At 62.7% G+C, this 23,888-nt stretch carries 30 protein-coding genes; 6 read left to right on the top strand and 24 right to left on the bottom strand.

The window, feature by feature from the left end; translation table 11 throughout:
• Positions 1-13: 13 nt before the first annotated feature.
• From pheS to thrS, 5 genes are all read right to left on the bottom strand, one after another.
• Positions 14-1,030, bottom strand: coding sequence for a phenylalanine--tRNA ligase subunit alpha (pheS, locus tag QZ497_RS21395; RefSeq protein WP_295479354.1), 1,017 nt, complete (start codon positions 1,028-1,030; stop codon positions 14-16).
• 102 nt (positions 1,031-1,132) lie between these two features.
• Positions 1,133-1,489, bottom strand: a complete 357-nt coding sequence (gene rplT / locus QZ497_RS21390) for a 50S ribosomal protein L20 (protein WP_295479351.1) — start codon at positions 1,487-1,489, stop codon at positions 1,133-1,135.
• Between the two features lie 29 nt (positions 1,490-1,518).
• On the bottom strand, positions 1,519-1,713 hold the full coding sequence (gene rpmI / locus QZ497_RS21385) for a 50S ribosomal protein L35 (protein WP_045490380.1): 195 nt from the start codon (positions 1,711-1,713) through the stop codon (positions 1,519-1,521).
• A gap of 60 nt (positions 1,714-1,773) precedes the next feature.
• On the bottom strand, positions 1,774-2,325 hold the full coding sequence (gene infC / locus QZ497_RS21380; RefSeq protein WP_295479458.1) for a translation initiation factor IF-3: 552 nt from the start codon (positions 2,323-2,325) through the stop codon (positions 1,774-1,776).
• Positions 2,325-4,247, bottom strand: a complete 1,923-nt coding sequence (gene thrS, locus QZ497_RS21375) for a threonine--tRNA ligase (RefSeq protein WP_295479346.1) — start codon at positions 4,245-4,247, stop codon at positions 2,325-2,327. Before thrS ends, infC begins: the two co-directional genes overlap by 1 nt.
• A 333-nt stretch (positions 4,248-4,580) precedes the next feature.
• Here thrS and QZ497_RS21370 point away from each other — a divergent pair, with 333 nt between their 5' ends.
• Together QZ497_RS21370 and QZ497_RS21365 are read left to right on the top strand one after the other, a co-directional pair.
• A complete protein-coding gene (locus QZ497_RS21370; protein ID WP_295479343.1) occupies positions 4,581-4,889 on the top strand; it encodes a hypothetical protein in 309 nt (102 codons plus the stop codon).
• Between the two features lie 155 nt (positions 4,890-5,044).
• On the top strand, positions 5,045-5,257 hold the full coding sequence (locus QZ497_RS21365; RefSeq protein ID WP_295479339.1) for a cold-shock protein: 213 nt from the start codon (positions 5,045-5,047) through the stop codon (positions 5,255-5,257).
• 72 nt (positions 5,258-5,329) lie between these two features.
• On the opposite strand, the gene QZ497_RS21360 is transcribed toward QZ497_RS21365, so the two are convergent.
• Together QZ497_RS21360 and QZ497_RS21355 are read right to left on the bottom strand one after the other, a co-directional pair.
• The gene (locus QZ497_RS21360; protein ID WP_295479336.1) at positions 5,330-5,662 is read right to left on the bottom strand and encodes an I78 family peptidase inhibitor; all 333 of its coding nucleotides are present in this window, start codon (positions 5,660-5,662) and stop codon (positions 5,330-5,332) included.
• Positions 5,577-5,813, bottom strand: coding sequence for a hypothetical protein (locus tag QZ497_RS21355; protein WP_295479462.1), 237 nt, complete (start codon positions 5,811-5,813; stop codon positions 5,577-5,579). Before QZ497_RS21355 ends, QZ497_RS21360 begins: the two co-directional genes overlap by 86 nt.
• A 169-nt stretch (positions 5,814-5,982) precedes the next feature.
• Here QZ497_RS21355 and QZ497_RS21350 point away from each other — a divergent pair, with 169 nt between their 5' ends.
• Entirely contained in the window at positions 5,983-6,177 is a 195-nt protein-coding gene (locus QZ497_RS21350; protein WP_295479333.1) for a hypothetical protein, read from the top strand.
• 9 nt (positions 6,178-6,186) lie between these two features.
• On the opposite strand, the gene QZ497_RS21345 is transcribed toward QZ497_RS21350, so the two are convergent.
• The 9 genes from QZ497_RS21345 to QZ497_RS21305 form a co-directional block, all read right to left on the bottom strand.
• Positions 6,187-7,212 carry a nucleoside hydrolase gene (locus QZ497_RS21345; protein ID WP_295479330.1) on the bottom strand — a complete coding sequence of 342 codons (1,026 nt, stop codon included), beginning with the start codon at positions 7,210-7,212 and terminating at the stop codon, positions 6,187-6,189.
• 87 nt (positions 7,213-7,299) lie between these two features.
• Positions 7,300-7,704, bottom strand: coding sequence for a D-ribose pyranase (gene rbsD, locus QZ497_RS21340; protein ID WP_295479327.1), 405 nt, complete (start codon positions 7,702-7,704; stop codon positions 7,300-7,302).
• Entirely contained in the window at positions 7,701-8,621 is a 921-nt protein-coding gene (rbsK, locus tag QZ497_RS21335; RefSeq protein WP_295479322.1) for a ribokinase, read from the bottom strand. The genes rbsD and rbsK overlap by 4 nt, the downstream gene beginning before the upstream one ends.
• A gap of 47 nt (positions 8,622-8,668) precedes the next feature.
• Positions 8,669-9,673 carry a LacI family DNA-binding transcriptional regulator gene (locus QZ497_RS21330; RefSeq protein WP_295479319.1) on the bottom strand — a complete coding sequence of 335 codons (1,005 nt, stop codon included), beginning with the start codon at positions 9,671-9,673 and terminating at the stop codon, positions 8,669-8,671.
• 1 nt (position 9,674) lies between these two features.
• A complete protein-coding gene (locus tag QZ497_RS21325) occupies positions 9,675-10,670 on the bottom strand; it encodes an ABC transporter permease (RefSeq protein WP_295479315.1) in 996 nt (331 codons plus the stop codon).
• On the bottom strand, positions 10,667-12,217 hold the full coding sequence (locus QZ497_RS21320; RefSeq protein ID WP_295479311.1) for a sugar ABC transporter ATP-binding protein: 1,551 nt from the start codon (positions 12,215-12,217) through the stop codon (positions 10,667-10,669). The genes QZ497_RS21325 and QZ497_RS21320 overlap by 4 nt, the downstream gene beginning before the upstream one ends.
• Before the next feature lie 14 nt (positions 12,218-12,231).
• Positions 12,232-13,191 (bottom strand): sugar ABC transporter substrate-binding protein, encoded by a 960-nt coding sequence (locus tag QZ497_RS21315; RefSeq protein ID WP_295479307.1) that lies wholly within the window; start codon positions 13,189-13,191, stop codon positions 12,232-12,234.
• Positions 13,192-13,282: 91 nt separating this feature from the next.
• Positions 13,283-13,684: a hypothetical protein gene (locus tag QZ497_RS21310; protein WP_295479304.1), complete on the bottom strand. Its 402-nt coding sequence runs from the start codon at positions 13,682-13,684 to the stop codon at positions 13,283-13,285.
• Positions 13,685-13,769: 85 nt separating this feature from the next.
• Positions 13,770-13,994 (bottom strand): YgdI/YgdR family lipoprotein, encoded by a 225-nt coding sequence (locus tag QZ497_RS21305; RefSeq protein WP_295479302.1) that lies wholly within the window; start codon positions 13,992-13,994, stop codon positions 13,770-13,772.
• Between the two features lie 154 nt (positions 13,995-14,148).
• Here QZ497_RS21305 and QZ497_RS21300 point away from each other — a divergent pair, with 154 nt between their 5' ends.
• A complete protein-coding gene (locus QZ497_RS21300; protein WP_295479299.1) occupies positions 14,149-14,400 on the top strand; it encodes a DUF1654 domain-containing protein in 252 nt (83 codons plus the stop codon).
• A gap of 73 nt (positions 14,401-14,473) precedes the next feature.
• Here QZ497_RS21300 and map read toward each other — a convergent pair whose 3' ends face one another.
• The 3 genes from map to QZ497_RS21285 all read right to left on the bottom strand — a co-directional run bounded on the left by map (position 14,474) and on the right by QZ497_RS21285 (position 15,831).
• On the bottom strand, positions 14,474-15,265 hold the full coding sequence (map, locus tag QZ497_RS21295) for a type I methionyl aminopeptidase (protein ID WP_295479295.1): 792 nt from the start codon (positions 15,263-15,265) through the stop codon (positions 14,474-14,476).
• Positions 15,262-15,504 carry a ParD-like family protein gene (locus QZ497_RS21290; protein WP_295479292.1) on the bottom strand — a complete coding sequence of 81 codons (243 nt, stop codon included), beginning with the start codon at positions 15,502-15,504 and terminating at the stop codon, positions 15,262-15,264. Before QZ497_RS21290 ends, map begins: the two co-directional genes overlap by 4 nt.
• 114 nt (positions 15,505-15,618) lie before the next feature.
• Positions 15,619-15,831: a hypothetical protein gene (locus QZ497_RS21285; RefSeq protein WP_295479289.1), complete on the bottom strand. Its 213-nt coding sequence runs from the start codon at positions 15,829-15,831 to the stop codon at positions 15,619-15,621.
• A 303-nt stretch (positions 15,832-16,134) separates the two neighbouring features.
• On the opposite strand from QZ497_RS21285, the gene QZ497_RS21280 reads away from it, so the two are divergent.
• A complete protein-coding gene (locus QZ497_RS21280; RefSeq protein WP_295479286.1) occupies positions 16,135-16,527 on the top strand; it encodes a Fe2+/Zn2+ uptake regulation protein in 393 nt (130 codons plus the stop codon).
• An 18-nt stretch (positions 16,528-16,545) separates the two neighbouring features.
• Here the strand turns inward: QZ497_RS21280 and QZ497_RS21275 are convergent, their stop codons facing one another.
• Positions 16,546-16,734, bottom strand: coding sequence for a hypothetical protein (locus tag QZ497_RS21275; protein ID WP_295479283.1), 189 nt, complete (start codon positions 16,732-16,734; stop codon positions 16,546-16,548).
• 198 nt (positions 16,735-16,932) lie between these two features.
• Between QZ497_RS21275 and QZ497_RS21270 the strand changes: the two genes are divergently transcribed.
• A complete protein-coding gene (locus QZ497_RS21270; protein WP_295479280.1) occupies positions 16,933-18,744 on the top strand; it encodes a monovalent cation:proton antiporter-2 (CPA2) family protein in 1,812 nt (603 codons plus the stop codon).
• Positions 18,745-18,750: 6 nt separating this feature from the next.
• On the opposite strand, the gene QZ497_RS21265 is transcribed toward QZ497_RS21270, so the two are convergent.
• The 4 genes from QZ497_RS21265 to QZ497_RS21250 form a co-directional block, all read right to left on the bottom strand.
• Positions 18,751-20,172 carry an efflux transporter outer membrane subunit gene (locus QZ497_RS21265; RefSeq protein ID WP_295479277.1) on the bottom strand — a complete coding sequence of 474 codons (1,422 nt, stop codon included), beginning with the start codon at positions 20,170-20,172 and terminating at the stop codon, positions 18,751-18,753.
• The gene (locus tag QZ497_RS21260) at positions 20,169-21,224 is read right to left on the bottom strand and encodes an HlyD family secretion protein (protein ID WP_295479274.1); all 1,056 of its coding nucleotides are present in this window, start codon (positions 21,222-21,224) and stop codon (positions 20,169-20,171) included. Before QZ497_RS21260 ends, QZ497_RS21265 begins: the two co-directional genes overlap by 4 nt.
• 19 nt (positions 21,225-21,243) lie before the next feature.
• Complete coding sequence (locus tag QZ497_RS21255) at positions 21,244-22,785, bottom strand: MFS transporter (protein WP_295479271.1); 1,542 nt, start codon at positions 22,783-22,785, stop codon at positions 21,244-21,246.
• Positions 22,786-22,932: 147 nt separating this feature from the next.
• A complete protein-coding gene (locus QZ497_RS21250; RefSeq protein ID WP_295479268.1) occupies positions 22,933-23,859 on the bottom strand; it encodes a glycosyltransferase family 2 protein in 927 nt (308 codons plus the stop codon).
• Positions 23,860-23,888 lie beyond the last annotated feature (29 nt).

Raw genomic sequence — 23,888 nt, 5'->3', positions numbered from 1 at the left:
GATTCGTTGACGACTAGCGAAATTGCGCGAGGAAGCGCAGATCGTTGTCGAAGAACAGGCGCAGATCGTTGACGCCGTAACGCAGCATGGCCAGGCGCTCGACCCCCATGCCGAAGGCAAAGCCCTGGAACTCTTCGGGGTCGATACCGGACATGCGCAGCACGTTCGGGTGCACCATGCCGCAGCCCATCACTTCCAGCCAGCCGGTCTGCTTGCACACGCGGCAGCCCTTGCCGCTGCACATCACGCATTCCATGTCGACTTCAGCGGACGGCTCGGTGAACGGGAAGTAGGACGGACGGAAACGCACCGCCAGCTCTTTCTCGAAAAACACCCGCAGGAATTCCTCGATGGTGCCTTTCAGGTCGGCGAAATTGATGTCGCGGTCAACCAGCAGGCCTTCGATCTGGTGGAACATCGGCGAGTGGGTGATATCCGAGTCGCTGCGGTACACACGGCCCGGGCAGACAATACGGATGGGTGGACGCTGCGACTCCATGGTCCGCACCTGCACCGGCGAGGTGTGGGTGCGCAGCAACATGCTGGCGTCGAAATAGAAGGTGTCATGCATCGACCGGGCCGGGTGATGACCAGGGATGTTGAGCGCCTCGAAATTGTGGTAGTCGTCTTCGACTTCCGGGCCTTCGGCGATGCCGTAGCCAATGTGGGTAAAGAACTGCTCGATACGTTCCAGAGTGCGGGTGATCGGATGCAGACCACCAGTGGTCTGGCCGCGGCCCGGCAGGGTCACGTCAATGCATTCGGCGGCGAGCTTGGCAGACAGTTCCGCTTCCTCGAACGACGCCTTGCGGGCATTGAGAACCTCTGTGACACGTTCCTTGGCATCGTTGATCAGGGCGCCGACCTTGGGGCGCTCTTCTGCAGGCAGGTTGCCCAGGGTCTTCATCACCTGAGTCAGCTCGCCTTTCTTGCCGAGGTAGTGAACCCGGATTTGCTCCAGGGCATTGATGTCTTCGGCGCTTTGCACAGCTTCAAGAGCTTGGGAGACCAGCGCGTCCAGGTTTTCCATGTACAGACTCCAGATACGAAATAGGGGAAGAGCTCAGGCTCTTCCCCTATTTATGACGTTCAATACCGGCCCTGGAATCCAGGGCTGGTGACTGTCGGGGACTTAGGCCAAGGAGGCTTTAGCTTTCTCGACAATCGCAGCAAACGCCGCTTTTTCGTTCACTGCCAGATCAGCCAGCACCTTGCGGTCGATCTCGATGGAGGCCTTTTTCAGACCGGCGATCAGACGGCTGTAGGACAGACCGTTGTTACGAGCACCAGCGTTGATACGGGCGATCCACAGAGCGCGGAACTGACGCTTCTTCTGACGGCGGTCGCGGTAGGCGTATTGGCCTGCCTTGATAACCGCTTGCTTGGCGACGCGGAATACGCGCGAACGCGCACCGTAGTAGCCTTTAGCAAGTTTCAGAATCTTTTTGTGACGCTTACGGGCAATGACGCCACGCTTTACACGAGCCATGAGTTACTTCCTCTTAATCTTGATCAAAATTAACGCAGGCGCAGCATGCGCTCGACTTTCTGGACGTCAGACGGGTGCAGCAGGCTGGCACCGCGCAGTTGACGCTTACGCTTGGTCGACATTTTGGTCAGGATGTGGCTCTTGAAAGCGTGTTTGTGCTTGATGCCGTTGGCGGTTTTCAGAAACCGCTTGGCTGCACCGCTTTTGGTTTTCATCTTTGGCATGTTCGGATACTCCGCATTCAATTGATAAACATAACCGCAAGGCCTGCCGTGCCCTGGTGGTTACTTCTTCTTTTTCGGGGCGATGACCATGATAAGCTGGCGTCCTTCCATCTTCGGATGCTGTTCGACGGCACCGTATTCGGCAAGGTCGGCTTCGACCCGCTTCAACAGTTCCATACCCAGCTCCTGGTGAGCCATCTCACGGCCGCGGAATCGCAAGGAAACCTTGGCCCTGTCCCCGTCACTAAGGAAACGTACCAGGTTGCGTAGTTTTACCTGGTAATCCCCTTCCTCCGTCCCTGGACGAAACTTGATTTCTTTAACCTGGATCTGCTTCTGGTTCTTCTTCGCCGCAGCAATCTGCTTCTTCTTTTCGAAGAGCGATTTGCCGTAATCCATGATCCGGCAAACCGGTGGCACAGCGTCAGCAGAAATTTCTACCAGGTCCAGTTTCGCCTCATCGGCGATACGAAGCGCTTCATCAATAGAGACGATGCCAATCTGCTCGCCATCAGCGCCAATTAACCGAACCTCGCGCGCCGAGATATTCTCATTGATCGGGGCCTTTGGTGCAGTTCGTTTATCCTGTCTCATATCACGCTTAATAATAATTACTCCGAATCTTGGCGACCACGCCGGGAAACCGCTTGCGCAAGGAATTCAGCGAATTGGGCGACCGGCATCGAACCTAGGTCGGCGCCTTCGCGGGTGCGCACAGCGACAGTTTGCGTTTCGACTTCCCGATCTCCGATGACGAGGAGATAGGGAACCTTGAGCAAAGTATGCTCGCGGATTTTAAAGCCGATTTTCTCATTTCTCAAGTCGGACTTGGCACGGAATCCGCTTTCGAGCAGGGTTTTTTCCACCTGCTGGGCAAAATCGGCCTGCTTGTCGGTGATGTTCATGATCACCGCCTGGGTCGGCGCCAGCCAGGCCGGGAACGACCCTTCGTAGTGCTCGATCAGGATGCCGATGAAGCGCTCGAACGAGCCGAGGATCGCGCGGTGCAGCATCACCGGATGCTTGCGGCCGTTGTCTTCGGACACGTACTCGGCGCCCAGACGCACGGGCAGGTTGAAGTCCAGCTGCAGGGTCCCGCACTGCCAGACACGGCCCAGGCAGTCCTTCAGCGAGAACTCGATCTTCGGACCGTAGAAAGCGCCCTCGCCCGGCTGCAGTTGGTACGGCAGGCCGGCGCTGTCCAGCGCTGCGGCCAGCGCACCTTCGGCGCGATCCCACAGTTCGTCGGAACCTACGCGTTTTTCCGGACGAGTGGACAGCTTGAGTTCGATGTCCTTGAAGCCGAAGTCGGCATATACGTCGAGGGTCAGCTTGATGAAGTCGGCCGACTCGGACTGCATCTGCTCTTCGGTGCAGAAGATGTGCGCATCGTCCTGAGTGAAACCACGCACGCGCATGATGCCGTGCAGGGCGCCGGACGGCTCGTTACGGTGGCAGGCACCGAACTCGGCCAGGCGCATCGGCAGCTCGCGGTAGCTCTTCAGGCCCTGATTGAACACCTGCACGTGGCATGGGCAGTTCATCGGCTTGATGGCGTAGTCGCGGCTTTCCGACTCGGTGGTGAACATGTTGTCGGCGTAGTTGGCCCAGTGCCCGGATTTCTCCCAGAGCGAGCGATCGACGACCTGCGGAGTCTTGATCTCCAGGTAGCCGTGGTCACGCTGCACCTTGCGCATGTACTGCTCGAGGGCCTGATACAGGGTCCAGCCCTGCGGATGCCAGAACACCATGCCCGGAGCTTCTTCCTGGGTGTGGAACAGGCCCAGGCGCTTGCCGATCTTGCGATGGTCGCGCTTCTCGGCTTCCTCGATACGCTGGATGTAGGCGGCCAGTTGCTTCTTGTCAGCCCAGGCGGTGCCGTAGACACGCTGCAGCTGCTCGTTCTTGGCATCGCCGCGCCAGTAGGCGCCGGACAGCTTGGTCAGCTTGAATGCCTTGAGGAAACGAGTGTTCGGCACGTGCGGGCCACGGCACATGTCGACGTATTCTTCGTGGTAGTACAGACCCATGGCCTGCTCGTCCGGCATGTCTTCGACCAGACGCAGCTTGTAGTCTTCCTGGCGAGCCGAGAACACTTCGATGACTTCGGCGCGCGGCGTCACCTTCTTGATGACGTCATAGTCCTTGTCGATCAGCTGCTGCATGCGCTGCTCGATCGCGGCCAGGTCATCCGGGGTGAAAGGACGCTCGTAGGCGATGTCGTAGTAGAAACCTTCGTCGATGACCGGACCGATCACCATCTTGGCAGTCGGGTACAGTTGCTTGACCGCATGACCGACCAGGTGCGCGCAGGAATGGCGGATGATCTCCAGGCCTTCCTGATCCTTGGGGGTGATGATCTGCAGGCTGGCGTCGTGGCTGATCAGGTCGCAGGCGTCGACCAGCTTGCCGTCGACCTTGCCGGCCACGGTGGCCTTGGCCAGACCGGCGCCGATAGAAGCCGCGACGTCGGCAACCGACACCGGATTATCGAAAGAGCGTTGACTGCCGTCGGGAAGAGTGATGATGGGCATGGCGCCTCCTCTCCTAGTGGTGACCCCTACCAAAGGTCACGTGGGTTGGGATGAGCCAGTAGCGATTCGGTGGTGAGCCTGCCTCACAGTGGCAGGAGCCTTCTGGCCAACCTGGACCGAACCCGATAACTGGATGGTGAACAGCATCCGTCTGCGCCGTGCCTTTCAGGGCACCGGCCGCAACAGGACGTGCATCCTAGCACAGCCAACGCTGCACACACGCGAGGCAATTGAAAATAGAGCGTTTTTTGCCCGCCAGGCTGAACCGTCACGCAAGCAGACCGTCTGAAACTACTCCCAACCGTTAGAAATGCCTCGTTCAAGGAGAACACCATGAAGTTTCCAAGCCGGTCCGCCTTCCTTGCCTGTATCGCCTTGACCGCCCCGTTCGGTGCTCAGGCTGCCATGGACAACGCAACCCGCACCACCTTCACCCAGCAGTGCGTGGCTGCTGCCAAAGAGCAGAAGCTGGATGAAAAAGCGGCCAAGGCCCACTGCGATTGCGGCGCCCAGCAAGTGGACGGCAACTTCACCGACAAGGAGATTGCTGCCCTGAACAACGCGTCAGTGGCCCCAGACCCGGCATTGACCGAAAAGCTGCGCCAGCTCGTGGCACAGAACTGCGTCGCCAAGAAGCGCTGACTCGCCTCCCCCCCTCCTCTATCCCCGGTCATTCGGGGGTAGCGGAGGTGACGAACGAAATCACTTCCTTTTCACGCGTTTGGACTATCATGGGTTCGTGTGCCCAGTTGGCCTGAGCAGCACGTTATCGAAATTCATGTTCCTGGAGATTCACCATGTCCAATCGCCAAACCGGCACTGTCAAGTGGTTCAACGATGAGAAGGGCTACGGCTTCATCACCCCTCAAGGTGGCGGTGACGATCTGTTCGTACACTTCAAAGCGATCAAGGCAGAAGGCTTCAAGAGCCTGAAGGAAGGACAGACCGTATCGTTCGTTGCCGCACGCGGCCAGAAGGGCATGCAGGCAGAAGAAGTCACCCCTGTCTGACTCTGCTCAGGCATGAAAAACCCCGTGGCTCAACCACGGGGTTTTTTATTGGTGCGCCTGACGCAGCAACCATCAACCGCAGTTGACGCGAATCACCTTGCCGGTGGCGTCGGTATTGACGTTCACGCGGTCGGACCGGTACTCGAGGGTCACCATGTCATTGGGCCCGAGAATCCGCGCGTCCTGGGCGCCTGACTGGCTACGTACCTGGTTGAGCAGGTCCATGGATGCCTGCCTGCCGACTGCGGCCTGTGCACCACTGGCATCGCAACGGCCATCGCCTGCCGCAGAAGTGGCAGCCGAGGCGGAGCGCGAAGTATCAGCCGATGAGTCCGAGGTCGTGCTGCAGCCTGCCAGCAGGAATGTCACTGCGATGAAACCAAGTGTTGCGATTTTCCAGGGCATTACAGCCTCCTTTACCGATGAACAGGATCAGACCTTCTGCGACCGCGCGCACGCGCATTGGTTGCAGATTGACGCCTGCGGAGCGGGAGTCTGCCTCAGCGAACAGGCCGGGAGGGCCGCTAAATGGTGACAAAAGGTTTATCGCCAGCATTGACCGATGCCTAAGTCGAAGTGCCAAACAGCCCCGGCAGTGGTTTACTGCCCACTATGAAAAAGCACCGGACGCCAGGCGTACCGGGCAAACCGCCCACATGGGCAGGCTGAATCGCACGCCAACCGCGATTCACGCCCGATGACGCACAGCACAGGACACCACAGATATGGCAATCGTCTCCATCGAATCGGACATCAAGGCGCGCTGGTCCGAGGGGCACTCCGCCCACAGCCCCGGCACCGCAGAAGAGCTGGCGATCATCGCCATCGACCTGCTGATCAAGGAGCTGGGCACCGAGAATGCCCAGGCGTTCATCAGCCAGGTCCTGAGCCGCTACGCAGTGCCAGCCGTAGAGGCCTGACGCCGACTTTCACTTCAGGCGTGCCAGACGTTCGGTCAGCAGGTCAAAAAAACCTTGGGCGTCACCGTTCTCGACCCAGAAAACGTTTTCCGGCTGCTTGAGGGTGCCATACCAATCGGCGACGGTCTGCCCGAAACCCAGACCTTCACGACTGTCGATCGCCAGGTTGATGCTGCGGCCGGAAAACAGCTCAGGCTTGAGCAGCCAGGCCATCACACTGGCGTCATGCACCGGCCCGCCCGGCAGCCCGTAGTGTTCCATGTCGAGCTTGACGTACTCATCGAGAATATCCTTCACCAGCTTGCCGGCCCGATTGCCCAGGGCCGCCAGACGAGCGATGCGTTGCTCGCTGGTGAGAATCTTGTGCGTGACGTCCAGCGGGATATAGGTCAGCTTGACACCACTGGCCAACACCACCTGCGCAGCATGCGGGTCGGCGAACAGGTTGAATTCGGCCACCGGGGTGATGTTGCCGCCATTGAAGTGCGCACCACCCATGACCACCACTTCCTTGATGCCACGGGTGATTTCCGGGGCCTGGGTCAATGCCAGGGCCAGGTTGGTCTGCGGCCCGAGCATGGCGATGGTGATGCTGTGCGGCTCAGCCTTGCTCAGCGTACGAATCAGGTAGTCGACCGCGTTACCCTCGGCCAGGCCCTTGGCCGGCTCGTGCACCGGCACACCCGGCAAACCTTCCTGGCCGTGCACGTTCTCGGCATAGATTGGCGGGCGCACCAGCGGCCGCGGTGCACCGGCATACACCGGCACCTCCTCACGCCCGGCCCATTCGCGAGCCAGGCGAGCATTGCGTGAAGTCTTGTCGAGACGCACATTGCCAGCAACGGTGGTGATGGCCAGCACGTTGAGTTCTTCGGGTGACGCCAGCGCCAGCAGCAGCGCCACCACGTCGTCGGCGCCCGGGTCGGTATCGATGATCAGGTCGCGCCGTTCAGCGGCCTGCACGCTACCCGCGCCCAATAGACTCATCACCAGCACTCCCCCGATCAGCTTGCCGAACCACGATTTCCCTGCCATGTGAAACTCCCTCATCAGAACCAGACTTCATCCGAAGCGTGCCGATGCCAGGCACGATGCCCCACGCCAGCCCGCTTCATGCAACCGCTAGAAAACCACACCTGCCACCAGCGCCACATTGCTGTAGGGCTGGCATTCTCCGGTGCGCACGATGGCCTTGGCCCGCGCACTCAGTGTTTTCAATTCCTCGTGACTGACCCAGGACTGGCTGCCCAGATGACCGTCACCCTGCAAGGTTTCCAGCGCATGCAAGGCCGGGGGCTTGAAATCGATCATCTCGCGAGCCAGCACGTGGCTTTCAACCTGCATTTCGCTCAGCACCACATCCAGCACAGCGACGAAGTCCGGCACCCCACGCGTCAGCGCCAGGTCGATCAGCTCGACACCCGGCGGTATCGGCATGCCGGCATCTACGATCATCAATACATCGCCATGCCCCAGAGAGGCGATCACTCGCGACAGAGCGATGTTGAGCAAAGGGGTCTTCTTCATGGCGTCATCAACCTCTCGACGTCGGCAAGCATGGGAATCGAAGGCTGCGCGCCCTGACGGGTCACCGACAGCGCCGCAGCCGCCTGAGCCAGACGCAGCGCTTCACCAGGCGCCTGGCCACGCGCCAGCGCCGCAGCGAAGCCGCCCACCAGGGTGTCGCCGGCGGCCGTGGTATCCACGGCCTGCACCGCATAGGCCGGCCGATGCTCGACACCGTCCGGCCCCATCCACAGCACGCCCTGACTGCCCAGGGTCACGATGACGTTCTGCACGCCTGCCTCGCACAGTGCGCGGGCCGCAATCTGTGCCGTGCCGGGCGAGTCCACCGCCACCCCGGTCAGCGCCCGGGCTTCACTCTCGTTGGGAATCAGGTAGTCGACCAGCGCATACCAGTGCGCTGGCAAGGGCGCCTCGGCCGGGGCCGGATTGAGGATCACCGTGCAGCCCAGCTCGCGCGCACGTCGCAGGCTGTACTCGACGGTCGGCAACGGCACTTCAAGCTGGCAGACGACCACCTGCGCGTCCAGCAGCAGCGCATCCAGCGCTTGCACCGAAGCCGGCGAAAGCTGGCCGTTGGCGCCCGCCACGATGACGATGGCGTTCTGACTATGGTCGTCGACCAGAATCGATGCGATGCCGCTATTGATGCCCTTGACTGTCTGCACACCACTGCAGTCGATGGCCTCGTCCAACAGGCCGGCGCGCAACTGCTCGCCATAGGCATCGTCGCCAACACAACCGATCATCGCTACCGGACTGCCCAGGCGTGCCACCGCCACTGCCTGGTTGGCGCCCTTGCCACCAGGCACGGTCACCAAGGATTCACCCACCAGGGTTTCCCCAGGGCGCGGCAGACGCGGCGCGCGAATCACCAGGTCCATGTTCAGGCTGCCTATTACCACTACCTTTGCTTGCATGATCTACGGCCTGAGCCTCTTGTCTAATGTTGGAAAACCCGGCTGCCTCAGCCCTGCGGCGGCGGGGCCGTGGACTCACGGACTACAACGCTGGGACCAACCAGCAGTTTCTCGACCGGTGTCGCGGGGTTGGCAATGCGGCGCAGCAAGCGTTCGGCCGCCGCTTCGCCAAGTTGCGTGATCGACTGGCCCACGGTGGTGAGCGCCGGGTAGACGAAGCGGCTGAGCTGGATGTCGTCGAAACCGATCACCGACAGCTCACGCGGCACCTGAATACCCCGCTCGGCGGCAGCACGCAGGACACCGATGCCGATCATGTCGTTACCGCTGAACACCGCCGTCGGCCGCTCGCCTTCCAGCAAGGCCGTGGCCACCTGATAACCAGCCGGGCTGGTGAACTCGCAATGCAGCATCCATTCGGCCCGCGGGGCGATACCCGCTTCTTGCAAGGCCCGCTGGAAGCCGGCCAGACGCAGTTTCGAGACCAGTGTCCCTGAAGGCCCGGCGATGCAGGCGATGCGCTGGTGACCCAAGGCAAGCAAATGGCGGGTCGCCAGCCAGGCGCCCTGCTCGTGGTCGATACGTACCAGGTCGGCTTCGACGCCATCCAGCTCGCGGTCGACGATCACCGTGGGCGTGCGCACTCCGGCCAGCCCACCCGCGATTCCGGCATCGCCGTCCACGGACGAGACGATCATCCCGTCGACGCGCTTTTCCAGCAGCACCCGCAGGTAACCGCGCTGCTTCTGCGGGTCGTCATCGGAGTTGCAGAGGATCACGCAGAAGCCGTTGCGCTCGCAATGATCCTCGATACCCCGCGCCAGCTCGGCGAAATAAGGGTTCATGCCATTGGGAATCAGCAGGCCGATGGTCGATGTGGCCTTGGCCTTGAGCGAGCGGGCCACGGCGCTGGGCACATAGTCGAGCTGGGCGATCGCCGCCTCGACCTTGCGCCGCACCGCGTCACTGACCGGCCGCGTGTTGTTCAGTACATGGGAAACCGTGGTGTACGAAATACCCGCAAGCGCGGCCACGTCCTTGATGGTCGCCATATCAGCCCTGCTTACGCGCGCGATGGCTGCGATAAGTGTCCAGCACTACGGCGATGACGATAACCGCACCCGTGATGATGCGCTTGGTCGGCTCGCTGGCGCCGATCTGCGCCAGGCCGGCCGCCAGGACCGAAATGATCAGCACGCCGAAGAAGGTACTGATGATCGAACCACGCCCGCCCATCAGGCTGGTGCCGCCAATCACCACGGCGGCGATCACCTGCAGCTCCAGGCCGGCACCGGCGTTCGGATCGGCCGCTTCCAGGCGGGAAATCTGGAACAGCGCGGCGACCCCGGCAAGCAGGCCCATCAGTGCAAAGACCGCTACCTTGTACGGCTTGGGGTTGATCCCGGCCAGGCGCACGGCCTCTTCGTTGGTACCAATGCCGATCAGGTAGCGACCGAACACCGTGCGAGTCAGCACCGCCTGGGCGAAGAAGATCACCAACAGGGCGATCAGGAACGACGGCGCGATGCCAAAGGCGATAGGGTCGGACAGCCAGGCGAACGAGTCGCCAATGTAGGCGGTGCGCGAATTGGTCATCTGGTAGGCCAGGCCACGAGCCATTTCCAGCACGCCCAGCGAGACGATGAACGAAGGAATGCGCCAGGCCACGGTGATGGTCCCGGTCACCGCGCCGGCCAGGGTGGCGCAGGCCATGCCCAGCAAGGCGGCCGGCACCACGCTCCAGCCCCAGCCGAGAATCGCCACGCTGACCGCCGAGGCGGCAAGCGCAAGCACCGAGCCGACCGACAGGTCGATCCCGCCGATGATCAGCACCAGGGTCATGCCCACGGCCAGGACCATCAGGTCGGGAATCTGGTTGGCCAGGGTGCTGAAGGTCTGGTAGGAGAGAAAGTGATCGCTGAGCAGGGAGAACAGCACGATCATCGCCAGCAAGGCGCCGGCGAGCCCGAGGTAGGTACCCAGGCCGAAATACTGGCCACCGCGCCGGACGGGCTGCGGCAGGGCCTTGGAGTCAGTGGAAACGTTCATTGGGCATTCCCGGATGCGGCCTGGTCGGGCCGAACAGCCTGTTGTTGATAGCCGGCGAACGCAGCCGCCAGCAGTTGATCCTGGGTCCAGCTGTCACGCTCGAAGGTGTCGATCAGGCGACCGTCAGACAGCACTGCGATTCGGTCACAAAGCAGCATCAGCTCGCGCAGGTCGCTGGACACCACCACCAGCGCCCTGCCCTGACGGGCCAGTTCGCCGAACAGCGTATAGATGTCGAACTTGGCACCGATGTCGATGCCACGGGTCGGCTCATCGAAGAGCATCACCGGGCAGTTGCGCTCCAGCCAGCGGCCGATCACCACCTTCTGCTGGTTGCCACCGGACAGTTGACCGACTTCCTGGTCTGCATCGCTGCAGCGAATGCGCATCGCGTCTACCTGACGCTGCGCCAGCGCTCGTTCACGTTGCGGACTGATGACCTGCAAGCGAGCGATCTCGGGCATGTTGCCCAGGGCCACGTTGGCACTGATGCTCTGCGACAGCAGCAGGCCCTCGCCCTTGCGATCTTCGCTGATCAAGGCGATGCCATGCTGCACCGCGTCGCTGGGAGAGCGGATGTTCGCCCGCCGCAACGGCTGGCCGACCTCCACATGGCCGCTGTCGGCACGATCGGCGCCGTAGATCAGGCGCAGCAGCTCGGTGCGTCCAGAACCTACCAGGCCGGAGATGCCCAGAATTTCGCCACTGCGCACCTGCAGCGAGACATCCTCGACCTTGCCACGCCGACCAAGGCCCTTCACCGCCAGGGCCACTTCACCAATCGGCCGCACCCCCAGATCGAGATGCTCGCCCAGCTCACGACCGACCATCAGGGCCACCAGCTGCTGGCTGTTGTAGCGGCTCATCGGCTCGACGCAGACCAGACGCCCATCGCGCAGCACGGCAATACGCTGGGCCACGCGAGCCAATTCCTCCAGACGGTGAGAGATGTAGATGATCGACACGCCCCGCGCCCGCAACCGGGAGATCTGCTCGAACAGCAGCTCTACCTCACGGGCGGTGAGCATGGCGGTGGGCTCATCGAGAATCAGCACCCGGCAATCCCCGATCAGGTTGCGGGCGATCTCCACCATCTGCTGGTGACCGATGCCCAACTCACCGACCAGGGCATCCGGATCGATATTGTCGAGGCCGACCCGCGCCATGGCTTCGACCGCCTGGGCGCGCAGCCGCTTGCGGTCGATCCAGCCGGCCCGCCGTGGCAGGTTGTCGAGAAACAGGTTCTCGGCCACGGTCAGGGTCGGCAGCAGGTTCAACTCCTGCATGACCATCCGCACGCCGAGTTTCTCGGCGTCGGTGCGACTGGTCGGCGCATAGGCCTGCCCCATGTAGGTCATCTGCCCGGCGGAAGGCACCACCAGGCCACCGATGATCTTCGACAGCGTGCTCTTGCCCGCGCCATTCTCACCGGTCAGGGCCAGGACCTCGCCACGCAGCAGGCTCAGCTCGACATCCGCCAGCACCGGCTGGGCGTAGGTCTTGCCGACACCATGCACGGACAGCACGGTTTCAGGGGATGCCGACATGCGATGCTCCGGATTCACTTGGGCTGGGTAACCAGTTCGACCGGGGTCTGGATGACACCGTCGACAGCACCCAGCGGCTCACCCTTGAGCGACTTGAGGGCCGCTTCGATGCCGAACACCGCCTGCTTGGCGGCAAACTGGTCAGCAGTGGCCAGGACACGACCGTCCTTGAGCATCGGCTTGATCGCGTTGATGTTGTCGTAGCCGACGATCTTCACCTTGCCGGCCTTGCCAGCGGCGCGTACGGCGGACACCGCACCCAGGGCCATGCTGTCGTTGCCGGCCAGCAATGCCTTGAGGTTGGGGTACTCGTTCAGCATGGCCGAAGCCACCGCGTTGCCCTTGTCGATTTCCCAGTTGCCAGACTGCACGGAAACGATCTTCATTCCCGCGGCCTGCATGGCATCCTGGAAGCCAGCGGTGCGCTGCTGAGCATTGGTAGTCGTGGAAACGCCTTCGATGATGCCGACCTCGTCACCCTTCTGCAGTTGCGCGGCCAGGTATTCGCCGACCAGACGCGCACCCTTGCGGTTGTCAGGCCCTACGAAGGGCACGTCGAGGTTCTTGCTCTTGAGGACCGCAGGGTCGAGCTGGTTGTCGATGTTGATGACCTTGATACCAGCATCGGTGGCTTTCTTGATCACCGGCACCAGGGCCTTGGAGTCGGCGGGCGCGATGACCAGCGCATCGACGCGAGAAACGATCATCTGCTCGACGATACGGATCTGGCTGGCGGTGTCGGACTCGTCCTTGATGCCGTTGGAAATCAGGTCGAAATCGGCGGCGTGTTCTTTCTGGTAGGCTTTGGCGCCGTCTTCCATGGTCAGGAAGAACTCATTGGCCAGGGATTTCATGACCAGGGCGACCTTGGGTTTGTCGGCAGCCTGGGCAGGCAGGGAGGACAGCGAAGCGAGGGTGGTGGCAGAGGCGAACAGCGCGACAGCCAGCAGGCGTCCAGCGAAGGGCAGCTTCATGAACACATCTCCGATGTTGTGATTATTCTACGGGCGCAAACGTTTGCGATCGGCTCACTATCGGAAAGGTTTCAAATTTTGTCAACTACTCTCAGGCGGTGGCGCGCACGCCCGGCAGGGTCATCCTGCTCAACGTGCTGACCAACAGACCGGAAACCAGCTGGATATCACTGTTGGTCACCATGATCTGGCGTTGCAGGCTGAGGATCCGCGGGAGACGTACGATATCCGGCTGCGGCGAGCTGAGTGCAGCTTTCAGCTCCTGACGCAGACGCCGCAGTTGCTCATGCAGATCGGCGAGGCGGTCGACCATCGTGTCGACGGCCTTGCCCAGGCCGGAACCCTTCTTGCCACCCGAAGCCGATGTCTGCTGCACGGGCGTCAGCAAGGGTGATTCACGCTCCTGCTCGCCGGAAACAGCGGAGGCCCCGCCGCTCGATGCAACGGTCCCGACATTGACTACAGGCGCTGGCAGTCCGATTGACAGCGACATGTTCACTCTCCTGTACGACTCGAATCTCTGGAGAGGTCATCGGCCACCCAGCGCCTTTCTTCAGTACCGCCTGGCGCTCAGGCAATCAATCGGCAGGCCTGACGGTCGCCACGTCGGCAGCAGGCAGCCGCACACGCTTGCCTGAAATGTCCGTGAACTCATAGAAACCGTCCGCCGTACGGGTTTTCGGCGCGTCTTTACTGATGTACTGGGTGCCATCCTGCAACGTCACCACCGACGGCGTAGAACAGCCAGCCAGCATGAGGGCGGGAAGGACGAGCGTCAGCAAGGTGCGGGTACGGATATTCATGAGCACTCCTGGAACATTGACGGATCACAGGAACCTTTGAAGCCAAAAGCCTGATGAGGTTCAACAGGCTCCCGCCACCGAGCCATGATCAGGATTGCCAAAGCCAGACCATTCAAATACTGTATGTGCATACAGCAAAACAGGAAGCACTCACGTGGCACAACAGAACGCAGCGACCGCCGCCCTGCCCGGCTCGTATGAACGTCTCGGCATGCGCATCCAGAAGATCATCAACTCTCCGACTGCGCAGAAAGCACGCACCGCCCTGCTGCTGCGCCAGGCGGGCGATCTGGACGAAGACTGGGGGCGCTTGCTGGAAGAAATCGCCGAAAATGACAACGTGACCCTGGCCTGGCGAGATGATGGTGGCGTACAGCTGTTCTGGACGCTGCCAGCGGAAGACTGATCTGCCCCGCAGGCTTGCTGGGCCATAACGTCGCAAGACGCAAGACCCAGGCTATTGGGCTGAATCCCGACGGTCAGACGGCGGGATAGTCGCCAGTGCCATCCGGCCAGGGCGTCAGCAGCTCGTAGCCGGTCTCGGTCACCGCCACCATGTGCTCCCACTGCGCCGAGAGCGACAGGTCACGGGTCAGCACGGTCCAGCCATCATCGAGAGTGCGGGTACCGGGTTTGCCAGCATTGATCATTGGCTCGATGGTGAACACCATGCCCGGCTTGAGCCGCAATCCCTTGCCTGGCGAGCCGTAGTGCAGCACTTGGGGCTCTTCATGATAGACCCGACCAATACCATGACCACAGTACTCACGCACCACGCTGAAGCATTCCCGGTGCGCCACCGTCTGGATTGCATGACCGATATCCCCCAGGGTCGCGCCCGGGCGCACGGCACGAATACCGGCACAGGTCGCCTCGTAGGTGGTGTCTACCAAACGCTTGGCCAGAGGACTGACCTCCCCCACCAGGTACATGCGGCTGGTATCGCCGTACCAGCCATCCTTGATGACCGCTACGTCGATATTGACGATATCGCCATCCTTGAGTATGTCGGTCGCCGAGGGAATGCCATGACACACCACGGCGTTGGGCGAAATGCAGGTGGTCTTGGTGAAGCCGTGATAACCGACGTTGGCTGGGATCACTTTCAGTTCATTGACGATGTAGCGATTGCAGATGTCGTCCAGCGCCTGCGTGCTGACGCCTGCCTTGACGTGTGGCGCGATCATCGCCAGCACATCGGCCGCCAGACGACCGGAGATGCGCAGCGCAGCCAGATCCTGCTCGGTCTTGATGGAAATACCACGGCTCATGAGGCCGCCTTGACAGCAATAGCCGCATCCAGGACCTGCACGCCCGCCGCCATACCGCCGTTACCTTCGGCATTGAGCAGCAACTGACAGATATCGCTATAGGAAAGGGACGGATTGAGTTCAGCCAGCATGCCGACCCGCATCCAGTGCTCAGCCTGAGCATTGATCGAACGGCTGAATGCTGCGCTGGCACAACGCACATTGGCGTGCATGTGCTCGGAAATCTTGACGAGACCCATGGGGTGCTCCTGCCGGGAAATAAATGAATCATATACGTTTCATATATTTTCGAACAAGCAGGATTACAAAGCACGCAGGGTGCCAGCTCGGCACCCCGGCCCTACCTGGCCCCGTCAGGCGATGCGACGGACCTCTTCCAACTCTGGCAAAGGACGGGACTCACCCGGATGACCCAGCGCATCGGCCATGGCCAGCTGCGACTCGAAGAGATTGAAGCGCCGCATGGCCGCTGCAAGCGCCAGGAAGTCTTCACGCTGCATCTCTTCGAAAAGGCTGCTATACCGTGACTCGCTGGAAACAGACTGGGGAAGGAACTTGGCAGACATCATCGAAACCCTCGAATACTGTATACACATACAGTATTCGAGTTTTCCCTGATCGGCAAGCCAGCGAGCGACGAATGGTGCGTTCTCGGCTCGCACCCACTCTGGGGCAGGGTCGAATCATCGCTCGTACACATTCTGAATAATCTTTCATGAACGGCCACAGCCCCCCGCCACAAGGGAGGAGCGGGGGTTATTGGGGTTCAGGCGAATATTTTTTGCCTGGCGCCGATGTGGTTTTCGCGCACTCATTCGTCTTATTGAATGTGAACCGAAAAAGATACGCGCCTGAAAGGGAGTTTGTGCATGCTCAACCGCCAAGGAAACACCACCCGCGCCATGCTGAGGCAGACGACGAACGCCGCACGGCACACCGCTGCGGCGCCTGACCAGGAGCGCGGCAGCAATGACCAGATCAGGGCGCTGCTCAAGGCCTTCGGGCTGCGCACCAGCCTGGTCCGGCTCAAGGTGCTGGATACACTGCTGGCCGCCAGCACCCAAGGCCAGGCCCTCGGTGTGCGCGGCATTCACAGCCAGTTGGTACGCCTGGACGTGCCCCTGTCCTTCCTGAGCGTGCGTGAAGTGCTCAAGCGCCTGTGCGACGAGGGCGTGATCGTGCTGGGCGACGACAAGACCTACTCGCTGCACTCCCGCGCCCTGGACTGGCTGGACGTCGACCCTGGGTCGACAGTGCCTTGAGCACGGTTTGCGGCTGACTCAGCGCCGGACCTTGCGGCGCATGATGCCGTTGAGGACCACCACCAGCACGGCCACGCCGATGGCGATGTACTGGAAGGTTTTCTCGCTAATGACCCCAGCCGTCTGCAGATGGGTCAGGCCCAGCATAATGGCCAGTACGCCCAGGGCGATGAGGATCGAGTAGATCAGACGTTGTTTATTGCTCATGAGGATTTCCATCGGTTCGATACAGGCAGCGCAAGGCTACACCAAAGCCTGCCTATGTTACGCCGATAGGTCGCCGTCGGCACGACTCGCCGGCTCGGTGCGACGCCAACGGCGTTGCCCTGCTCCCGCCGCCTGTGTTTAATGCGCGCTCCATTCAGGCGCAAGGCCTGAGCCCGATGCCCAGCAAGGAGTTTCACCATGGCCCATGAAGGCAGCCTGCTCCAGGCCGCTGTCGTCTTTCTTCTAGCCGCCGTCCTGACCGTGCCCCTGGCCAAGCGCCTGCAACTGGGTTCCGTGCTCGGTTACCTGTTCGCCGGGGTCATCATCGGCCCCTCGGTGCTGGGGCTGATCGGAAATCCGGAAAGTGTCAGTCATATTTCCGAGCTTGGGGTGGTATTGCTGCTGTTCATCATCGGCCTGGAGCTGTCGCCTAAACGTCTTTGGGTGATGCGCAAGGCGGTGTTCGGCGTCGGCATGCTGCAGGTGCTGCTGTGTGGCGTGGTGATCGGCGGCGTCGCCCTGCTGGCCTTCGACCAGCCATTGAATACGGCCATCGTGCTGGGCCTGGGTCTGGCCCTTTCATCGACCGCCTTCGGGCTGCAGAGCCTGGCCGAACGCAAGGAGCTGGCCAGCCCGCACGGGCGGACCGCGTTCGCCATCCTGCTGTTCCAGGACATTGCCGCCATTCCACTGATTGCCCTGGTACCGGTGCTGGCCGGTGCCAGCCAGAACCTGGCCCCTGGGGAGAACCTCAACCATGCCGTGGAAGTGGTCGGCAGCATCGCCATCGTGGTGATCGGCGGCCGCTACCTGCTGCGCCCGGTTTTCCGCATCGTGGCACGCACCAAGATCCAGGAGGTGTCTACCGCCACGGCCCTGCTGGTGGTAATCGGCACCGCCTGGCTGATGGAGCTGGCAGGCGTGTCGATGGCCCTGGGCGCCTTTCTGGCCGGCCTGCTGCTGGCCGACTCCGAATACCGCCATGAACTGGAAGCACAGATCGAGCCCTTCAAGGGCCTGCTGCTGGGCCTGTTCTTCATCAGCGTGGGCATGGGCGCCAACCTCAGCCTGTTGCTGCGCGAACCGGTGATCGTACTGGGCCTGACCCTGCTGCTGGTCGCCATCAAGCTGCCGCTGCTGTTCTTCATCGGTCGTATGGCGGCCGGCCTGCAACGCCCCAGCGCCCTGCAACTGGGCCTGGTGCTGGCAGCCGGCGGAGAGTTCGCCTTCGTAGTGTTCAAGCTCGGCAGTGCCCAGGGCCTGTTCGAAAGCCGGGTGTACGACATTCTGGTACTGACCATCACCCTGTCGATGGCCATCACGCCCCTGCTGTTCATGGTCCTGGCCCGCTGGCTCAAGCCGCGCGCCAAGGCCACCCCGGTGCCGGAGGAATACCGCGACATCCATACCGACAGCCCGCGTGTGGTGATCGCCGGCATGGGCCGCATGGGGCAGATCGTGGCGCGGATCCTGCGCGCCCAGCACATCCCCTTCGTAGCGCTCGACACGGCGGTGGAAACCATCGAGTTCACCCGCAGCTTCGGCAATGTACCGGTGTTCTACGGCGACCCGCTGCGTCCGGAAATCCTCCGTGCGGCCAAGGCTCATGAAGCGGAGTTCTTCGTCATCGCCACCGATGACCCGGACACCAACATCAAGACCGCCGAACTGGTGCGCAAGCTCTACCCCCACATCAAGATCATCGCCCGGGCGCGCAACCGCCAGCACGTGCACAAGCTGATCGACGTCGGCGCCCACGCCGTGCGCGAGACCTTCCACTCCAGCCTGGAGATGGGTCGCCAGACCCTGCTCGGCCTGGGGCTGTCGCAGGCCCAGGCCGATGCCCGCATCGAGCGCTTCAAGCGCCACGACGAGGAGGTGCTGGCCGCGCAGCACGAGGTCTACGACGATGCGGCCAAGGTGCTGCAGACCGCCCTCGAGGCGCGCAAGGAACTGGAACAGCTGTTCGAGGCCGACCGCCTTGACGAACAGGCTGCCATCAAGCCCTGAGCCAGGCTACCAGCCACCGCCCAGCGCCGTGTACAGCGCCACCAGCGCCTGAGCCTGGGTGGTCGAGCTTTCGACCCACTGCTGCTGGGTACTGAGCAGCGCACGCTGCACCGACAGCACATTGAGAAAGTCCGCCGCGCCTGCGACATACTGCCGTCTGGCCGTCTGCAAGGCCGCCTGGTTGTGATTGACGGCCTCCTGCAGCTTGCGCTGCTGCAACTGGCTGGCGTTGTACAGGCTCATGCCGTCGTCGATCTCCTGCCAGGCGCGCAACACCGTCTGCTGGTAGGCCAGTGCCGCCTCCTGCTCCTGGGCTTCACGCATTTGCAACTGGCCGCGCAGACGCCCACCCTCAAAGATCGGCAGGCTGAGTTGCGGGCCGAAAGCGAACTGCCGGGCACCCCAACTGCCGAGGTCCGACAGCTGCAAGGCCTGCAAGCCGACATTGCCGGACAAGGTGATGCGCGGATAGAAATCCGCCTTGGCCACGCCGACGCTGGCCGTGGCGGCATGCAGGCGAGCCTCGGCGCGGCGAATGTCCGGGCGTCGCTCGGCCAACTCTGACGGCAGGCCCACGGGAATCTGCACCGGCACCGCCGCCATCTGTACCGGTTTCTGCAATTCGCTCTGCAAGGCGCGAGGCGCCTGGGCCAACAGCAACCCCAGCGCATTGATCAGTTGTGCCTGGCGCTGCTCCAGCACCGGCAGGCGCGACTCCATGCCGGAAACTTCCGCAGCCGCTTCGGCGACGTCCAGGTCGGTGGCCACGCCGTCCTGCAGGCGCACCTGAGACAACTTCAGGCTGTTGCGTGCCAGCTCCAGGTTCTCGCGAGTCACTGCCAGGCTGTTCTGCACGCCGCGCAGGGCCAGGTACTGGCGTGCCACCTCGGCCTGCAGCGCCAGTTGCGCGGCGCGGCGGTCGTGCTCGGCCATTTCTACCTGGGCGCCAGCGGCCTCGTTCTGGCGCCGCACACGCCCCCACATATCCAGCTCCCAACTGGCGGTCACGCCGGTATCCCACTGTTCGAACGGCGCCCGCCCCTGCTCGCCGGAGGGGTCATTCAAGCCCTTGGCGCTGTTGCGCTTACGCTGGTAGCCCAATTGGCCGTCGACCTTCGGCAGCCGCTCACCGGCGGTCACCCGGTACGCCGCGCGGCTCTGCTCCAAGCGCATGGCGGCCATGCGCAGGTCGAGGTTGGACGCCGTGGCGCGATCGATCAGCGAAGACAGCAGCGGGTCGTGGAAGACCTCCCACCAACGCGCATCGATCGGCGCGCTCACCGGACGGCTCACCGCCTGTTCACCCTGCTGCGGCAACCACTCCACGTACGATGCGGACGATGGGCGCTGGAAGTCCTCGCCCACCTGGCAGCCCGTGATCGTGGCGCAGACAAGCAGGGCCAGGCCGATACTCACCAGCGGCCTCATCGCGCCACCACCGGCTGGCCAGTGGGTGCGGCGGAGGTTTCGATGCTTGCCTCGACCGACATGCCGACGCGCAGCTTGCGCGCCAGGGGCTGGTCCGGCTCCAGAACGATCTTCACCGGAATACGCTGCACCACCTTGGTGAAATTACCCGTGGCGTTGTCTGGCCGAACGGCAGCGAAGGTCACGCCGGTGGCCGGGGCGATGCTGTCGACATGCGCCTTGAGCACTGCGCCGGGGTAGGTGTCGATGCGCAAGTCCACCGGCTGCCCGACGCTGACATCGGTCAATTGGGTTTCCTGGAAGTTGGCTAGCACATAGGCCTGCTGCAGCGGCACCACGGATAACAGCCGGGTGCCGGGCATCACGTAGTTGCCGACACGCAGCGCACGCTCGCCAACCATGCCGTCGACAGGCGCGACGATCTGCGTATAAGACAGCTGCAGGCGCGCCTGGTCGAGCGCTGCGCCGGCACGCTGCAAGGCAGCCTCGGCGCTGTGCAATTGTGCGGTGAGAATATCCACCTGCTTGCGCTCTGCCTCCAGGCTGGCCTGCGCACTGGTGCGCTGGGCATTGGCGGTCTCGATACGAGTGCGCGCCTGCTGGGCGTTCTGCAGCGTACCGGCCCCGGCACCGGCCAGGTGCTCGTAGCGCGTGCGCTCCTGTGCGGCGAAGGTCACGGCCGCCTGGCTGGCCTTGAGCGCCGCCTGGGCACGGGCGATCACCGAATCCTGGCGTTCCAGCAAGGCACGGATTTCATCACGCCGGGCCACGGCGGCCTGTTGCTCGGCCTCGGCAGCGGCCAGCGCCGCCTGCAGGTCACGGTCATCGATGCGTGCCAGCACTTGTCCGGCCTTGACCGCCTGGTTGTCCTCCACCAGCACCTGGCTGATGAAACCGGACACCTTGGGGGCCACCACCGAGTAGTCGGCGGCGATGAATGCATCGTTGGTGCTTTGTCGGTCACCCTGGCCGGCCAGGGCATACAGGCCAAGGCCAGTGACCAGGATGGCGCCTGCGCAGACCGTCAGGGTCTGCCGGGACGTCAGTTTCATGGGGTCTCTCCGAAAAAAGTCAGTTCGATGCCCGCGGCGGATATACGCGCCGGGTCATGACCGGAATCAGCAGGATCAGGGCGACAGCCAGCCAGCCCATGCAGTAATAGAGGTCGGCACTGGTCAGCACCACAGCCTGTTCGTGCAGGCGCCGCGCCAGGGCCTGGGTGTTTTCACCGGCGGCGAGCCAGGGGGCATTGCCGAGCCGGTCGACCAGGTGGGTCGAGTGGAAATGCTCGCGTCGCGTGGTCAGCACCTCCAGCAAGCCGGTGGCCAGCGCCGTGGACAGCCCGCGCACGGTATTGAACCAGGCCGACGCAAACGGCCCGTCGGGCGGCGCGATACCGCTGGTGGACTGGATCAGCAACGGCAGCACGGCCATCGGCTGGCCGAACACCTGCAGCACTTGCAGCAGGTAGAAGTTGTCGCGGATCCACGCCGAGGTCATCTGCATCGCCAGCGCGCAATGCAGCCCCAGCAGCAACAGACCCAGGCACAGCACCCAGCGGCAGTCCACCCGGCGGATGTTGCACAACGCGGCCACCAGCGGCAGCACCAGCAACTGCGGCAAGGCCACCAGCAGGGTCAGCGGCGCCGTCTGCAAGGGCCGGTAACCATGCACCTGGGCCAGGTAGGCTGACGGTATCGAGGCCACGGCACTGAGCACCACCAGCACCCCGGCGAGGGTCAGCAAGGCGTGCGAGAGGTTTCCCCCCGCCAGCAGGCGCAAGTTGAAGAACGGCACCTCGACGAAACATTCGCTGATCAGAAACAGCCCCATCAACACTAGGCCGCCGCCGAGCAGCCAGCTGATCAGCGACGACTCGAACCAGTCCAGACGGTTGCCCTGCAACAGCCCCAGCACGGTCATGACGATCGCCGGCAGGCCGAGCAGCAGGCCGCGCCAGTTGAAACGGCGCAAGCGTTCGAGACGCGGCGGATCCTGGACGATGCCATGGGAGATCGCGAGCATCGCCACCAGGCAGGGCGGGATGACCTGCCAGAACGTCCATTGCCAGTTGAAATACTCGACCCACAAGGCAGCCAGTGGCGTCCCCAGGCCCGGGCCGAAGGTGGCGGTCAGTGCGTAGCCGGCCAGGCCGAAGATCTTGATCGGTGGCGGCAGAAAGCGCAGTGCCACGGTCATCAGCATCGGCGGCAGGCAGCCGGCCGCCAGGCCCTGCAGCACGCGCAGCACCAGCAGGCTTTCCTGGTTCGGTGCCAACGGACACAGCAGCGCCAATGCCACGAAGACGCTGATCGCGCCCAAGGTGAAGCGCCGCAGCGAAAGCGTCACCGCGAACCAGGGCGCAAAGGCCATGGCCGCCACCGAACTGGCCGAATACCAGGCGATCAGCCAGCTGGCCTCGTCGGCGCCGATGAACATCGCGCCGCGGATATCGGCCATGGCGATCCGCGTGACACCCTCGTTGATGCCCGCCACCAGCACCGCGAGCAACACACCCAGCAGGCCGATCAGCCGCTCAAGACCGAACGCCGGGGCGGCGGGGGCAACGGGCCGTGTCGCTTCGGCGAGGGCAGGCGTGGCAAGGGAGGTCATGTACGGACAATCCGGGTCATTGGATACCCGGGCAGTCTAAAGAGCGCTGGCGTTCAGGAAAATTGACATTCTGGCAGTTTATAAGTGCACCAGACGCAAATGTGTCGAGGCCTGGATTGCTCTTCGAGCGTGCACTGCGGACGGCGGTCAGGCGTAGGGGCTGTCCCAGAAACGCTTGTACATGCCCAGGCGCTTCTTCCAGCGGCTGGGCAGGCGCCGTTCCTGGCGGCTCAGCTTGTAGGCGACCAGCTTCAGCGCGTTGCGCAGGATCGATGCCGGCCACCACCACCAGCGCCGCACGCCGATATACGCCAGCTCCGACTTCACATAGCGCATGCCCTCGCCGGCGATGCCACCGAAGTGCTCATAGATCCAGGCCTCTCGGCACTGGAACACGCCAATGTCGAAGTAGCGCCGGAACTCTTCGGCCAGGCTGTAGTTGTGCGAATGCCGGCACACCGCCGAGCCTTCATAGGCGACCTTCCAGCCGCCGAGCAGCATCTTCGCCGCCACGTACATGTCTTCCGAAAGAATCACGTGACGCGGAAATCCACCCACGGCCATCAGCGCATCACGGCGGTAGGCGGCGAAGGAATTGGACATGAAGGGGGTCTTGATCCCCAGTTGCGGGGCATCGTCGAGGGTCTTGATACGTGACACCGGCGGGTAGTTGAACAGCCGCGCATGCTGGGCCAGCAGGTTGGCATCCTTGTGCGGCAGCTGCCGGCCACAGACCGCGCCGACCCTGGGGTCGGCGAACGGCAGCAGGATGTTGGCGATGGCGTCCTGCTGCTCCAGGTAGGCGTCCTGGGTCATGTATACATACACGTCGTAATGCTCGAAGCGCTCGACCATCATCTGCCGCGTGCCGCCGTGATTGAACTCGCGGCTGTCGATGACCACCACGTTGGCGCAGCGTGACTGTGCCAGCTCGCGGCTGCCATCGCTGGAGCTGGAGTCGACGATCAGGGTGTCGAACGTCGCGCTCTGGCGCTGCAGCGAGTCCAGCAAGCGTTCGAGATCGCGACGTCCGTTATAGGTGGGAATGACACAGGCCACACGCAAAGACTGCATAACAATACTCCAGGGCATGCTCCAGGGCC

Source organism: uncultured Pseudomonas sp. (assembly GCF_913777995.1).
In the GTDB taxonomy this organism is placed as follows: Bacteria; Pseudomonadota; Gammaproteobacteria; order Pseudomonadales; family Pseudomonadaceae; genus Aquipseudomonas.
The sequence above is the reverse complement of the archived record's forward strand: the minus strand, read 5'-3'. Positions and strand labels throughout refer to the sequence as shown.

What these genes read in the sequence shown, in the direction of transcription:
- pheS (WP_295479354.1), bottom strand. Translation starts at nt 1,030, where the DNA reads ATGGAAAACCTGGACGCGCTGGTCTCCCAAGCTCTTGAAGCTGTGCAA.
- rplT (WP_295479351.1), bottom strand. Translation starts at nt 1,489, where the DNA reads ATGGCTCGTGTAAAGCGTGGCGTCATTGCCCGTAAGCGTCACAAAAAG.
- rpmI (WP_045490380.1), bottom strand. Translation starts at nt 1,713, where the DNA reads ATGCCAAAGATGAAAACCAAAAGCGGTGCAGCCAAGCGGTTTCTGAAA.
- thrS (WP_295479346.1), bottom strand. Translation starts at nt 4,247, where the DNA reads ATGCCCATCATCACTCTTCCCGACGGCAGTCAACGCTCTTTCGATAAT.
- QZ497_RS21370 (WP_295479343.1), top strand. Translation starts at nt 4,581, where the DNA reads ATGAAGTTTCCAAGCCGGTCCGCCTTCCTTGCCTGTATCGCCTTGACC.
- QZ497_RS21365 (WP_295479339.1), top strand. Translation starts at nt 5,045, where the DNA reads ATGTCCAATCGCCAAACCGGCACTGTCAAGTGGTTCAACGATGAGAAG.
- QZ497_RS21360 (WP_295479336.1), bottom strand. Translation starts at nt 5,662, where the DNA reads ATGCCCTGGAAAATCGCAACACTTGGTTTCATCGCAGTGACATTCCTG.
- QZ497_RS21355 (WP_295479462.1), bottom strand. Translation starts at nt 5,813, where the DNA reads ATGCTGGCGATAAACCTTTTGTCACCATTTAGCGGCCCTCCCGGCCTG.
- QZ497_RS21350 (WP_295479333.1), top strand. Translation starts at nt 5,983, where the DNA reads ATGGCAATCGTCTCCATCGAATCGGACATCAAGGCGCGCTGGTCCGAG.
- QZ497_RS21345 (WP_295479330.1), bottom strand. Translation starts at nt 7,212, where the DNA reads ATGGCAGGGAAATCGTGGTTCGGCAAGCTGATCGGGGGAGTGCTGGTG.
- rbsD (WP_295479327.1), bottom strand. Translation starts at nt 7,704, where the DNA reads ATGAAGAAGACCCCTTTGCTCAACATCGCTCTGTCGCGAGTGATCGCC.
- rbsK (WP_295479322.1), bottom strand. Translation starts at nt 8,621, where the DNA reads ATGCAAGCAAAGGTAGTGGTAATAGGCAGCCTGAACATGGACCTGGTG.
- QZ497_RS21330 (WP_295479319.1), bottom strand. Translation starts at nt 9,673, where the DNA reads ATGGCGACCATCAAGGACGTGGCCGCGCTTGCGGGTATTTCGTACACC.
- QZ497_RS21325 (WP_295479315.1), bottom strand. Translation starts at nt 10,670, where the DNA reads ATGAACGTTTCCACTGACTCCAAGGCCCTGCCGCAGCCCGTCCGGCGC.
- QZ497_RS21320 (WP_295479311.1), bottom strand. Translation starts at nt 12,217, where the DNA reads ATGTCGGCATCCCCTGAAACCGTGCTGTCCGTGCATGGTGTCGGCAAG.
- QZ497_RS21315 (WP_295479307.1), bottom strand. Translation starts at nt 13,191, where the DNA reads ATGAAGCTGCCCTTCGCTGGACGCCTGCTGGCTGTCGCGCTGTTCGCC.
- QZ497_RS21310 (WP_295479304.1), bottom strand. Translation starts at nt 13,684, where the DNA reads ATGTCGCTGTCAATCGGACTGCCAGCGCCTGTAGTCAATGTCGGGACC.
- QZ497_RS21305 (WP_295479302.1), bottom strand. Translation starts at nt 13,994, where the DNA reads ATGAATATCCGTACCCGCACCTTGCTGACGCTCGTCCTTCCCGCCCTC.
- map (WP_295479295.1), bottom strand. Translation starts at nt 15,265, where the DNA reads ATGAGCCGTGGTATTTCCATCAAGACCGAGCAGGATCTGGCTGCGCTG.
- QZ497_RS21290 (WP_295479292.1), bottom strand. Translation starts at nt 15,504, where the DNA reads ATGGGTCTCGTCAAGATTTCCGAGCACATGCACGCCAATGTGCGTTGT.
- QZ497_RS21285 (WP_295479289.1), bottom strand. Translation starts at nt 15,831, where the DNA reads ATGTCTGCCAAGTTCCTTCCCCAGTCTGTTTCCAGCGAGTCACGGTAT.
- QZ497_RS21280 (WP_295479286.1), top strand. Translation starts at nt 16,135, where the DNA reads ATGCTCAACCGCCAAGGAAACACCACCCGCGCCATGCTGAGGCAGACG.
- QZ497_RS21275 (WP_295479283.1), bottom strand. Translation starts at nt 16,734, where the DNA reads ATGAGCAATAAACAACGTCTGATCTACTCGATCCTCATCGCCCTGGGC.
- QZ497_RS21270 (WP_295479280.1), top strand. Translation starts at nt 16,933, where the DNA reads ATGGCCCATGAAGGCAGCCTGCTCCAGGCCGCTGTCGTCTTTCTTCTA.
- QZ497_RS21265 (WP_295479277.1), bottom strand. Translation starts at nt 20,172, where the DNA reads ATGAGGCCGCTGGTGAGTATCGGCCTGGCCCTGCTTGTCTGCGCCACG.
- QZ497_RS21260 (WP_295479274.1), bottom strand. Translation starts at nt 21,224, where the DNA reads ATGAAACTGACGTCCCGGCAGACCCTGACGGTCTGCGCAGGCGCCATC.
- QZ497_RS21255 (WP_295479271.1), bottom strand. Translation starts at nt 22,785, where the DNA reads ATGACCTCCCTTGCCACGCCTGCCCTCGCCGAAGCGACACGGCCCGTT.
- QZ497_RS21250 (WP_295479268.1), bottom strand. Translation starts at nt 23,859, where the DNA reads ATGCAGTCTTTGCGTGTGGCCTGTGTCATTCCCACCTATAACGGACGT.